We start from the raw sequence: 10,837 nt of genomic DNA, 5'->3' as shown, positions 1-10,837 counted from the left end.
GGCGCGGGCGCGGGCCCCGCCACCTCGGGGGGCGCCCCCCGTCCGTTAGCGGCGCGAGGCGGCCGCGGCGGGCCGGGCCGGGCCCCGCGCGATAGCCTGGGCAGCGATCGAGCGGGCCCGGTCCGACGTGGACGCGGCGCCCGCCAGCGCCCGGGGCGCGCCCCGGGCGGCCGTCCGAACGAGGGGTAGCCCAGTCGTGCGCATTGCCAGGTTTTCCGTCCGGGAAGGGAGCCCTGCCGCCGGCAGCGTCTCCTTCGGTGTGGTCGAGGGCGACCCGGCCCGGCCCGACTCGCTGGTGGTCCACGCGCTGGCCGGCCACCCGTTCGGCCAGCCCCAGCCGACCGGCGAGAGCTACCGCTTCCAGGACGTCCGGCTGCTCAGCCCGATGCTGCCCAACAAGATCGTCGCGGTCGGCCGCAACTACGCCGCGCACGCCGCCGAGCTGGGCAACACCGTCCCGGACGTCCCGCTCACCTTCTTCAAGCCGTCGACCTCGGTGATCGGCCCGACCGAGAGCATCGCCTACCCGCCGTTCTCCTCGGACGTCCAGCACGAGGCCGAACTCGCCGTGGTGATCGGCCGGATGTGCCGCGAGGTGCCGCTGGAGCGGGTCCCCGAGGTGATCCTCGGCTACACCTGCGCCAACGACGTCACCGCGCGCGACGTCCAGCAGCGCGAGGGCCAGTGGGCCCGCGCCAAGGGCTTCGACACCGCCTGCCCGCTCGGCCCGTGGATCGAGACCGACCTCGACCCGTCCGACCTCGCCATCACCTGCACGGTCAACGGCGAGCTGCGGCAGACCGGCCGCACCTCGCTGATGGTCCGCTCGGTGGCCGAGCTGATCGTGCACATCTCCGAGGCCATGACGCTGCTGCCCGGCGACGTCGTGCTCACCGGCACCCCCGCCGGGGTGGGGCCGATCGCCGTCGGCGACGAGGTCGCCGTGACGGTCGAGGGCATCGGCACCCTCGCCAACACGGTGGTCAAGCGTGGCTGACGCGCCGGGCGTGCGGGTGCGCTTCTGCCCGTCCCCGACCGGCAACCCGCACGTGGGCCTGGTCCGCACCGCCCTGTTCAACTGGGCCTTCGCCCGCCACCACGGCGGCACGCTGGTCTTCCGGATCGAGGACACCGACGCGGCCCGCGACTCCGAGGAGTCCTACGAGCAGCTGCTCGACGCGATGAAGTGGCTCGGTTTCGACTGGGACGAGGGCCCCGAGGTGGGCGGCCCGCACGCGCCGTACCGACAGTCGCAGCGGATGGACGTCTACGCGGACGTCGCCCGCCGGCTGCACGAGGCCGGCCACGCCTACCACTGCTACTGCTCCACCGAGGAGCTGGACGCCCGCCGCGAGGCCGCCCGCGCGGCGGGCCGGCCGTCCGGCTACGACGGCCACTGCCGGGACCTGACGGACGACCAGGTCGCCGTCTTCCGCCTGGAGCGGCGCGAGCCGGTCCTGCGCTTCCGGATGCCGGACACCACGATCGCCTTCGACGACCTGGTGCGCGGCCGGCTCTCCTTCGAACCGGAGAACGTCCCGGACTACGGCATCGTCCGGGCCAACGGCGCGCCGCTCTACACCCTGGTCAACCCGGTGGACGACGCCCTGATGGGCATCACCCACGTGCTGCGCGGCGAGGACCTGCTCTCCTCGACCCCGCGCCAGATCGCGCTCTACGCGGCGCTCGCCGACATCGGGGTCGGCGACGGGAGCACCCCGCGCTTCGGCCACCTGCCGTACGTGATGGGCGAGGGCAACAAGAAGCTCTCCAAGCGCGACCCGCAGGCCTCGCTCAATCTGTACCGGGAGCGCGGCTTCATCCCCGAGGGCCTGCTCAACTACCTGTCGCTGCTCGGCTGGTCGCTGGCCGAGGACCGTGACGTCTTCACCGTGGACGAGCTGGTCGCGGCCTTCGACATCTCCAGGGTCAACGCCAACCCGGCCCGCTTCGACCTGAAGAAGTGCGAGGCGATCAACGCCGAGCACCTGCGCCGGCTGGCCCCGGAGGACTTCGTCCGCCGCCTGGTGCCGTACCTCCGGGCCGCGGGCCTGCTCCCGGCCGAGCCGTCCGACGGGCAGCTGGAGCTGCTGGCGAAGGTGGCGCCGCTCACCCAGGAGCGGATGGTGGTGCTCGGCGAGATCGTCGGCATGGCCGGCTTCCTGTTCGTCGCGCCCGAGGACTTCGCCGTCGATCCGGAGGACGCCGCCAAGGTGCTCACCGCGGACGTCCGGCCGGTGCTGGAGGCGAGCGTGCGGGCCCTGGAGGCGCTCGGCGACTTCGCCCCGGAGCCGATCCAGGCCGCGCTGCGCGAGGCCCTGGTGGAGGGCCTGGGCATCAAGCCGAAGTTCGCCTTCACCCCGCTGCGGGTGGCGGTGACCGGGCGGCGGGTCTCCCCGCCGCTCTTCGAGTCGATGGAGCTGCTCGGACGCCCCGAGACGCTGCGCCGGCTGAACGCCGCGCTGGCGGCCCTTCCGGGGGCCTGACCTCGCCCGCGGGCCCGGTCGCGCACCAGGCCCGCGGCCTCCCCGGACGTCACCGGACGGCCCCCTGCCCGCTGCCTGGGGTTATCGATTTTGGAGCCGGGGCGGACGTCGGGTAATGTTCTTTCTGCGCCGCCCGGGAGGGCAACGACGAGGGAGCGAAAGCCCCCGCCGGAGCCGGAGCGGGAGGCGCAAGCCCGAGCGGCTCCCCGACAGGGGTTCAACTCTGGTGGGGTATGGTGTAATTGGCAGCACGAGTGATTCTGGTTCATTTAGTCTAGGTTCGAGTCCTGGTACCCCAGCGCAGTACCCCGGTCCTTCCGGACCGGACAATTCAAGATCAAGCCCCCGTTGTGTAGCGGCCTAGCACGCTGCCCTCTCACGGCAGTAGCGCCGGTTCGAATCCGGTCGGGGGTACGGATCCCGCAAGGGATCACCTGGAAAGCCCCCGTTGTGTAGCGGCCTAGCACGCTGCCCTCTCACGGCAGTAGCGCCGGTTCGAATCCGGTCGGGGGTACCGAAGCACGAAGCCGATGGGTCTCCTCATCGGCTGATTGCTTTGTGTTGGGGTATGGTGTAATTGGCAGCACGAGTGATTCTGGTTCATTTAGTCTAGGTTCGAGTCCTGGTACCCCAGCCAGAAAAGGAAGGCCCCGGTTCCCGGGGTCTTTTTTGTTTTCCCGGGCCGGGAGTCCGACCGACCCGAAAGGCCCCGCTCGGCGTCGAGCGGGGCCTTTTTCGCATTCCGGTGGGGGAGTGGGGGAACGGGGGTGGGGGAACGGTCCGGGGTCAGCTGCGGCGCAGGGCCTCGGTGAGGCGGTTGGCGGCCTCGATGATGGCCTGGGCGTGCAGCCGCCCCGGGTGACGGGTCAGGCGCTCGATCGGGCCGGAGACCGAGACGGCGGCCACGACGCGGTTGGAGGGGCCGCGGACCGGCGCGGAGACGGACGCCACGCCCGGCTCCCGCTCGCCGATCGACTGGGCCCAGCCGCGCCGCCGGACGCCGCTGAGCGCGGTGGCGGTGAAGCGGGCGCCCTGGAGGCCGCGGTGGAGCCGCTCGGGCTCCTCCCAGGCCAGCAGGACCTGGGCGGCCGAGCCGGCCTTCATCGGCAGGGTGCTGCCGACCGGGACGGTGTCCCGCAGACCGGAGAGCCGCTCGGCGGCCGCGACGCAGATCCGCATCTCGCCCTGCCGGCGGTAGAGCTGTGCGCTCTCGCCGGTGACGTCGCGCAGGTGGGTGAGGACCGGGCCCGCGGTGGCGAGCAGCCGGTCCTCGCCCGCCGCGGCGGAGAGTTCGGACAGGCGGGGACCGAGGATGAAACGTCCCTGCATGTCCCTGGTGACCAGGCGGTGGTGTTCGAGTGCGACGGCGAGTCTGTGGGCCGTGGGGCGCGCCAGACCGGTGGCGGCGACCAGCCCCGCCAACGTGGCGGGGCCCGACTCCAGTGCGCTCAGCACCAGAGCGGCCTTGTCGAGAACGCCGACGCCGCTAGAGTTGTCCATGCCCTAAGACTGCAGTCTCATTCCGCGAGACGCAAGTTCAATCTTCGGCGAAAAGCGCCACTCTGGATGCAGCAGCCCGGGAGAACTCCAGGATGCGGCTCCGTCGAGCCGTCCGCATCGTGGACACCGATCCGGCGTGCAGGGCGCGCGACGCGTGCCGCACAGGGGCGGCGACAGCTTTGACCTCGACGACACAGAGAAGGCCGGCAACGCGGCCGGCTGGAGGGAACCCGATGGGACGGACACTCGCAGAGAAGGTCTGGGACGACCACGTCGTCCGGCGCGCGGAGGGCGAGCCCGACCTGCTCTTCATCGACCTGCACCTGCTCCACGAGGTGACCAGCCCGCAGGCCTTCGACGGCCTCCGGCTGGCCGGGCGCACGGTCCGCCGCACCGATCTCACGATCGCCACCGAGGACCACAACACCCCGACCCTGGACATCGACAAGCCGATCGCCGACCCGGTCTCCAGGGTCCAGCTGGAGACCCTGCGCAAGAACGCGGCCGAGTTCGGCGTCCGGATCCACTCGCTGGGCGACGTCGAGCAGGGCGTCGTGCACGTGGTCGGCCCGCAGCTGGGCCTGACCCAGCCCGGCACCACGGTCGTCTGTGGCGATTCCCACACCTCCACCCACGGCGCCTTCGGCGCGCTGGCGTTCGGCATCGGCACCAGCCAGGTCGAGCACGTGCTGGCCACCCAGACCCTGCCGCTGGCCCCGTTCCGGACCATGGCGATCACGGTCGAGGGCGAGCTGCCCGAGGGCGTCACCGCCAAGGACCTCATCCTGGCGATCATCGCCAGGATCGGCACCGGCGGCGGCCAGGGCTACGTCCTGGAGTACCGCGGCTCGGCGATCCGCAGCCTCTCCATGGAGGCCCGGATGACCGTCTGCAACATGTCCATCGAGGCGGGTGCCCGGGCCGGCATGATCGCCCCGGACGAGACCACCTTCGCGTACCTGGAGGGCCGCCCGCACGCCCCGCAGGGCGAGGACTGGGACGCCGCGGTCGCGTACTGGAAGACCCTGGTCACCGACGAGGACGCGGTCTTCGACCACGAGATCTTCATCGACGCGACCGAGCTGACCCCGTTCGTCACCTGGGGCACCAACCCCGGCCAGGGCGCCCCGCTCGGCTCCGCCGTCCCGGACCCGGCCTCCTTCGCCGACCCGCAGGAGCGGATCGCCGCCGAGAACGCCCTGGCCTACATGGGCCTGGAGGCCGGCACCCCGCTGCGCGAGGTGAAGGTCGACGCGGTCTTCGTCGGCTCCTGCACCAACGGCCGGATCGAGGACCTGCGCGCCGCCGCCGACCTGCTGCGCGGGCGCCGGATCGCCGACGGCGTGCGGATGCTGGTCGTCCCCGGCTCCGTGCGGGTCGCCCTGCAGGCCGTCGAGGAGGGCCTGGACAAGGTGTTCACCGCGGCCGGCGCCGAGTGGCGGCACGCGGGCTGCTCGATGTGCCTGGGCATGAACCCCGACCAGCTCGCCCCCGGCGAGCGCTGCGCCTCGACCTCGAACCGCAACTTCGAGGGGCGTCAGGGCAAGGGCGGACGCACCCACCTGGTCTCGCCGCAGGTCGCCGCCGCGACCGCCGTCCTGGGCCGCCTGGCGGCCCCCGCCGATCTGGTGGCCGACGCCGCCGTGGAGGTCTGAGCAGCATGGAGAAGTTCACCACCCACACCGGCCGGGCCGTGCCGCTGCGCCGCAGCAACGTCGACACCGACCAGATCATCCCCGCCCACTGGCTCAAGAAGGTCACCCGTTCCGGTTTCGAGGGCGGGCTGTTCGAGGCCTGGCGCAAGGACGAGTCGTTCGTCCTCAACCGCCCCGAGCGCCAGGGCGCGACCGTCCTGGTGGCCGGCCCGGAGTTCGGCACCGGCTCCTCCCGCGAGCACGCGGTCTGGGCCCTGCAGAACTACGGCTTCCACGCGGTGATCTCCTCGCGGTTCGCCGACATCTTCCGGGGCAACTCGCTGAAGAACGGCCTGCTGACCGTGGTCCTCCCGCAGGAGGACGTGGAGCGGCTCTGGGAGCTGACCGAGGCCGACCCGGCCGCCGAGATCACCGTCGACCTGGAGGCCCGCGAGGTGCGCGCCGGTGGCGTGAGCACGCCGTTCGAACTGGACGACAACGTGCGGTGGCGGCTGCTCAACGGCCTGGACGACATCAGCATCACCCTGCAGAACGAGCCCGACATCGCCGCGTTCGAGGCCCGTCGCCCCGCGTTCAAGCCGCGGACCCTGCCGGTGGCCTGAGATCCCGTTCTGAACAAGCATTCTGACGAACCGCCGGATGGCCCGCTCCCCCTCGGGGGGGCGGGCCATCCGCCGTTCCGGGCGAGGAGTTGTGCCCGTCCGGTGCCCCCGGATTGGGGATTCGGTTTTGCGACGGAGGGCCCCGCAGCATGCACAACTGCGCGTAGATGGCACAATCAGTGCATGCACCGGCACCATGAACCTCCGTACGCGGGCGGCCAACCCGCGTCACCGGAGTCCACGGGCCGGGGATCCGAACGCCGAATTGACGATCGGCCGGACGCCGCAACCTCACCTGCTGAGGGGCCGGACGACCCGGAAGTCGCAGCGCTCTTCGCGCTTGTGGCCGAGCGGTTGAAGCAAGCTCACGACCGCGTGCATGCGCTGAACGTGTCTGCCGATGCAAAGACCGCTCTCACCCGTCAACTGCTCATCGTCACGGAGACCGCCAAGCGCGATCTTCCGGAGGCGGCGCGGCGGTTGAGTCGCTTTGTGCAGGACCTCGACGAGGGGCGCCCGCCCGTCGACTGAGGTCGCCGACGCGCAAATCCATTGCGACACTAGGGTGATTCGCGCGTTTGGTAATTGAAAGTCCGCAGATACATACCTAACGTGCGAAATGAACGGATGGAATCATCCGGCGCCCGTTTCCGAAGGGGAAGACGTGAACAAGGCTCAGCTTGTCGAAGCGGTGGCCGAGCAGCTGGGCGGTCGCAAGGCTGCCGCAGAGGCCGTCGACGCAGTGCTCGACACCATGGTGCGCGCCGTCGTGGCCGGCGACCGCGTTTCGGTCACCGGTTTCGGCACCTTTGAGAAGGTGGAGCGCTCCGCGCGCTTCGCCCGCAACCCGCAGACCGGCGAGAAGGTCAAGGTCAAGAAGACCTCCGTGCCGCGCTTCCGCCCCGGCCAGGGCTTCAAGGACCTGGTCAGCGGCGCCAAGAAGCTGCCGAAGGAAGGCCCCTCGGTGAAGAAGGCCCCCAAGGGCTCCCTCACCCCGGGCAAGAGCGGCGTCGCCGCGACCCCGGCCGCCAAGCGGGCCGCCACCAAGCGTGCCGCCACCGCCGCCGCCGCTGCCGCCGCGACCCCGGCCAAGAAGGCCGCCGCCAAGAAGGCGACCGCCACCAAGGCCGCCGCCCCGGCGAAGAAGACCACGGCCGCCGCCAAGAAGGCGACCGCCACCAAGAAGACCACCACCGCCGCCGCGAAGAAGACCACCGCGACCGCGACCAAGAAGACCGCGGCTGCCGCCAAGAAGACGGCGACCACGGCCGCCGCCAAGAAGACCACCGCGACCGCCAAGAAGGCGACCGCCACGGCCAAGAAGACGGCGCCGGCGAAGAAGACCGCCACCCGCAAGACCACCGCGCGCAAGACCTCCGCCAAGTAGTCACCGCGCGTCCTCGCCGGACGGCCTTCGGGAGCCGTGGTGCCGCCCTCCCCCGGAATTCCGGGAAGGGCGGTGCCACGGCTCTCCGCTTTTCCGGGATTTCCCGGGAACGGGCCGGTGGCGGGCCGGGGGGCGCGGGGGCGGAGGGCGGCCCGGGATCAGCCCGCGGCCGGGTCCGGGAAGGTCTGCAGGGTCAGGAAGACCACCCTTCGGGCGTCGCCGCCGCCCTCGGTGCGGATCCGCACCCGCTGTCCCGGGCGCAGCAGCCGCAGGCCGCCGGCCTCGAAGGCGGCCGCGTCGAACGGCACCGGGGTCCCGTCGTCGAGCAGCACGGAGCCGGCCCGGGTGGCGGGGTCGAAGGTGAACGCGGTGGCCTGCATGGCAGCAGCATAGCGAGGGCCGCCGACAGGCCCCCGTCCGTCTCAGCGGGCCCGCAGCACCGGCCGGTACCCGAGCCGGGCGGCCAGGGCGGTGGTGTGCGGGCCGACGCCCAGCGCCAGCGCCTCGGCCAGGTCCTCGCCGGTGTCGACGTCCCGGCGGACCGACTCCACGCCGGGCAGCCGCAGTTCGCGGGCGCCGCCGGCCGCGTGCCGGGCGCGCGAGCCCTCCCCGAACGCGGGAGCGAGCGGGCTGCCGGGGGCGCAGGCCAGCAGGGTGGTGCCCAGCCCCGGGGCGTCCGGCAGGAAGGCCCGGCCGGCCGCGGGCACGGCGCCCAGCACCCGGCCCAGTTCGGCGGGGCGCAGCGCCGGCAGGTCGGCCGAGAGCGCGGCCAGCGGCGCGCGGGGCGCGAGGACCAGCGCGGCCGCCGCGCCGTGCGCCAGGGCTTCGTTGAGGCCGCCCCCGGGTTCGTCGTCGACCACCAGGGCGCCGAGCGCGGCCAGCCGGGCGCCGGCCCCGGCGTCCCGGGTGACCACCAGCACCCGGCCGACCCCGGGTGCGGCCAGGGCGGCGGTGACGGTGTCCAGGGCGAAGGAGAGCGCCAGGTCGGGGCGGTGCGGGCCGGCGAACGGGGCCAGCCGGGACTTGGCCCGGGCGAGCCGCTTGAGCGGCAGCACCAGCGACCAGCCGGCGGCGGGTGCGGCGGGCGCGACGGGCCCGCTGGGGCGTACGGTGTCCTGGGTCATCGGCGTCATTGTGACGCCGGTCCCGGAGCCCTCGCCAGGCCGTCCGAGCTGTGCGGACGTGCGTTTGATCACGCCCGTGCGGAGGGCGGGCGGGGTTGCTCGACAGCCGGTGAGCGGTCGGGCGAGACTGTTCCGCGCCCGTGCACCGAGAGGCCGCGGACGCGAGATCGACCGCGGCACCCCAGCGTGCCGCACGGACAGAGGAGGACCTGGGGTGGCCCGCCGCTCGTACGCCGGCTTCGGCAACGCCGACTACGGCTTCTGGTACCGCTTTGCGGCCGTGCTGGTGAAACCGGTGACGACCGCCCTGGTCAAGCCGGACTGGCGGGGCTGGGAGCACCTCCCCGAGGAGGGCGGCTTCATCGCCGCGGTCAACCACAACTCGATCATCGACCCCGTGGTGTACGCGCACTGGCAGTACAACAGCGGGCGGCCGCCGCGGATCCTCGGGAAGTCCTCGCTCTTCTCGGTCCCGTTCATCGGGTTCATGCTCCGCAAGACCGGCCAGATCCCGGTGTTCCGCGAGTCGACCGACGCGGCGCAGGCGTTCCGGGCGGCCATCGACGCCGTCAACCGGGGGCAGTGCGTGCAGTTCTACCCGGAGGGCACGCTCACCCGGGACCCGGACCTGTGGCCGATGACCGGCAAGAGCGGTGTCGCCCGGGTGGCGCTGATGACCGGCGCGCCGGTCATCCCGGTCGCCCACTGGGGCGCCCACGAGATCATCCCGCCGTACGGCAAGGGCGCCTCGGGCAAGGGCAGGTTCAACCTCTTCCCGCGCCACCGGGTGACCGTGGCGGCCGGACCGGCCGTCGACCTGAGCAAGTACCGGGGCCAGGAACTGACCGCCCAGGTGCTGCGCGACGCCACCGAGGACATCATGGCGGCGATCACCGAGGTGCTGGCCGGCATCCGCGGCGAGGAGCCGCCCGCCGAGCGGTACGACATGCGCGAGGCCGCCCGCAAGCGGGCCGCCGCCGCCGCGGCCCGCAGGCCGGGCCGGGCCCGGGGCGCCGACGAGCAGGGGGAGGACGCCAAGTGACCCGCTGCGCCGTGTTCGGCACCGGTTCCTGGGGCACCGCGTTCGCGATGATCCTCGCCGACGCCGGTTGCGAGGTGACCCTCTGGGGCCGCCGCCAGGAGCTGGCGGACGCCGTCAACGCCACCCACACCAACCCGGACTACCTGCCCGGCATCCGGCTGCCCGACTCCGTGCGGGCCACCACCGACCCCGCCGAGGCGCTGGCCGGCGCGGACTTCGCGGTGCTGGTGGTGCCCTCGCAGACGCTGCGCGAGAACCTGGCCGCCTGGGCGCCGCTGCTGGAGCCGCAGACCGTCCTGGTCAGCCTGATGAAGGGCATCGAACTCGGTACCGCCAAGCGGATGAGCGAGGTCGTCGGCGAGGTCGCCGGGGTCGGCCCGGAGCGGATCGCCGTGGTCAGCGGCCCGAACCTGGCCCGGGAGATCGCCAACCGGCAGCCGGCCGCCAGTGTGGTCGCCTGCACCGACGAGGCGGTCGCCAAGCGGCTCCAGGCGGCCTGCCACACGCCGTACTTCCGCCCGTACACCAACACCGACGTGATCGGCTGCGAGCTCGGCGGGGCGGTCAAGAACGTGATCGGCCTGGCGGTCGGCATGGCCGACGGCATGGGGCTCGGCGACAACACCAAGGCGACGCTGATCACCCGCGGGCTCGCCGAGACCACCCGGCTGGGGCTGGCGCTCGGCGCCGACCCGTACACCTTCGCGGGGCTGGCGGGCATGGGCGACCTGGTGGCGACCTGCTCCTCGCCGCTGTCGCGCAACCACACCTTCGGCACCAACCTGGGCCGGGGCATGTCGCTCGCCGAGACCATCGCGGCCACCCGGCAGACCGCCGAGGGCGTCAAGTCCTGCGAGTCGGTGCTCGACCTGGCCCGGCGCAACGGCGTCGACATGCCGATCGTCGAGGCGGTGGTGGACGTCGTCCACAACGGCCGGCCCACCCAGGAGGCGCTGCAGGCGCTGATGTCCCGCTCGGCCAAGCCCGAGCGGCACTGAAGCGCCGCCCCGGGTCGGTCGGCCCCGCGGCCCTGGCCTCGGG

11 protein-coding genes and 4 tRNA genes are annotated in these 10,837 nt (G+C 72.7%); 12 read left to right on the top strand and 3 right to left on the bottom strand.

The genetic code is table 11. The annotated features are described in order from the left end of the window. Positions 1-196 precede the first annotated feature (196 nt). From ACFXAM_RS21450 to ACFXAM_RS21425, 6 genes are all read left to right on the top strand, one after another. On the top strand, positions 197-997 hold the full coding sequence (locus ACFXAM_RS21450) for a fumarylacetoacetate hydrolase family protein (RefSeq protein WP_380293520.1): 801 nt from the start codon (positions 197-199) through the stop codon (positions 995-997). Continuing rightward, the gene (gltX, locus tag ACFXAM_RS21445; RefSeq protein WP_380293518.1) at positions 990-2,486 is read left to right on the top strand and encodes a glutamate--tRNA ligase; all 1,497 of its coding nucleotides are present in this window, start codon (positions 990-992) and stop codon (positions 2,484-2,486) included. The genes ACFXAM_RS21450 and gltX overlap by 8 nt, the downstream gene beginning before the upstream one ends. A gap of 227 nt (positions 2,487-2,713) precedes the next feature. Further along, a tRNA-Gln gene (locus ACFXAM_RS21440) sits at positions 2,714-2,785 on the top strand. Between the two features lie 42 nt (positions 2,786-2,827). Continuing rightward, positions 2,828-2,900: transfer RNA gene (locus ACFXAM_RS21435), tRNA-Glu, on the top strand. Between the two features lie 27 nt (positions 2,901-2,927). Further along, positions 2,928-3,000 (top strand) — tRNA-Glu (locus tag ACFXAM_RS21430). Positions 3,001-3,048: 48 nt separating this feature from the next. Further along, positions 3,049-3,123 (top strand) — tRNA-Gln (locus ACFXAM_RS21425). Positions 3,124-3,272: 149 nt separating this feature from the next. Here the strand turns inward: ACFXAM_RS21425 and ACFXAM_RS21420 are convergent. Then, on the bottom strand, positions 3,273-3,986 hold the full coding sequence (locus ACFXAM_RS21420) for an IclR family transcriptional regulator (RefSeq protein WP_030306825.1): 714 nt from the start codon (positions 3,984-3,986) through the stop codon (positions 3,273-3,275). A gap of 233 nt (positions 3,987-4,219) precedes the next feature. Between ACFXAM_RS21420 and leuC the strand changes: the two genes are divergently transcribed. From leuC to ACFXAM_RS21400, 4 genes are all read left to right on the top strand, one after another. Further along, positions 4,220-5,641 (top strand): 3-isopropylmalate dehydratase large subunit, encoded by a 1,422-nt coding sequence (leuC, locus tag ACFXAM_RS21415; protein WP_380293516.1) that lies wholly within the window; start codon positions 4,220-4,222, stop codon positions 5,639-5,641. 5 nt (positions 5,642-5,646) lie between these two features. Continuing rightward, positions 5,647-6,243, top strand: coding sequence for a 3-isopropylmalate dehydratase small subunit (leuD, locus tag ACFXAM_RS21410; protein ID WP_380293514.1), 597 nt, complete (start codon positions 5,647-5,649; stop codon positions 6,241-6,243). 183 nt (positions 6,244-6,426) lie between these two features. Continuing rightward, the gene (locus ACFXAM_RS21405; protein WP_380293512.1) at positions 6,427-6,774 is read left to right on the top strand and encodes a hypothetical protein; all 348 of its coding nucleotides are present in this window, start codon (positions 6,427-6,429) and stop codon (positions 6,772-6,774) included. Positions 6,775-6,907: 133 nt separating this feature from the next. Then, the gene (locus tag ACFXAM_RS21400; protein ID WP_380293510.1) at positions 6,908-7,630 is read left to right on the top strand and encodes an HU family DNA-binding protein; all 723 of its coding nucleotides are present in this window, start codon (positions 6,908-6,910) and stop codon (positions 7,628-7,630) included. A gap of 158 nt (positions 7,631-7,788) precedes the next feature. On the opposite strand, the gene ACFXAM_RS21395 is transcribed toward ACFXAM_RS21400, so the two are convergent. After that, on the bottom strand, positions 7,789-8,010 hold the full coding sequence (locus ACFXAM_RS21395) for a hypothetical protein (RefSeq protein ID WP_380293508.1): 222 nt from the start codon (positions 8,008-8,010) through the stop codon (positions 7,789-7,791). A 42-nt stretch (positions 8,011-8,052) separates the two neighbouring features. Further along, positions 8,053-8,754: a 2-phospho-L-lactate guanylyltransferase gene (cofC, locus tag ACFXAM_RS21390; protein WP_380293506.1), complete on the bottom strand. Its 702-nt coding sequence runs from the start codon at positions 8,752-8,754 to the stop codon at positions 8,053-8,055. 214 nt (positions 8,755-8,968) lie between these two features. On the opposite strand from cofC, the gene ACFXAM_RS21385 reads away from it, so the two are divergent. After that, positions 8,969-9,796, top strand: coding sequence for a lysophospholipid acyltransferase family protein (locus ACFXAM_RS21385; protein WP_380293504.1), 828 nt, complete (start codon positions 8,969-8,971; stop codon positions 9,794-9,796). Further along, the gene (locus ACFXAM_RS21380) at positions 9,793-10,794 is read left to right on the top strand and encodes an NAD(P)H-dependent glycerol-3-phosphate dehydrogenase (RefSeq protein WP_380293502.1); all 1,002 of its coding nucleotides are present in this window, start codon (positions 9,793-9,795) and stop codon (positions 10,792-10,794) included. The genes ACFXAM_RS21385 and ACFXAM_RS21380 overlap by 4 nt, the downstream gene beginning before the upstream one ends. The last annotated feature ends 43 nt before the right edge of the window (positions 10,795-10,837 follow it).

It is taken from the genome of Kitasatospora sp. NPDC059462, assembly GCF_042749955.1.
Lineage (GTDB): Bacteria > Actinomycetota > Actinomycetes > Streptomycetales > Streptomycetaceae > Kitasatospora.
This window is presented reverse-complemented; position numbering and strand designations above follow the sequence as displayed.

What these genes read in the sequence shown, in the direction of transcription:
- ACFXAM_RS21420 (WP_030306825.1), bottom strand. Translation starts at nt 3,986, where the DNA reads ATGGACAACTCTAGCGGCGTCGGCGTTCTCGACAAGGCCGCTCTGGTG.
- leuC (WP_380293516.1), top strand. Translation starts at nt 4,220, where the DNA reads ATGGGACGGACACTCGCAGAGAAGGTCTGGGACGACCACGTCGTCCGG.
- leuD (WP_380293514.1), top strand. Translation starts at nt 5,647, where the DNA reads ATGGAGAAGTTCACCACCCACACCGGCCGGGCCGTGCCGCTGCGCCGC.
- ACFXAM_RS21405 (WP_380293512.1), top strand. Translation starts at nt 6,427, where the DNA reads ATGCACCGGCACCATGAACCTCCGTACGCGGGCGGCCAACCCGCGTCA.
- ACFXAM_RS21395 (WP_380293508.1), bottom strand. Translation starts at nt 8,010, where the DNA reads ATGCAGGCCACCGCGTTCACCTTCGACCCCGCCACCCGGGCCGGCTCC.
- cofC (WP_380293506.1), bottom strand. Translation starts at nt 8,754, where the DNA reads ATGACCCAGGACACCGTACGCCCCAGCGGGCCCGTCGCGCCCGCCGCA.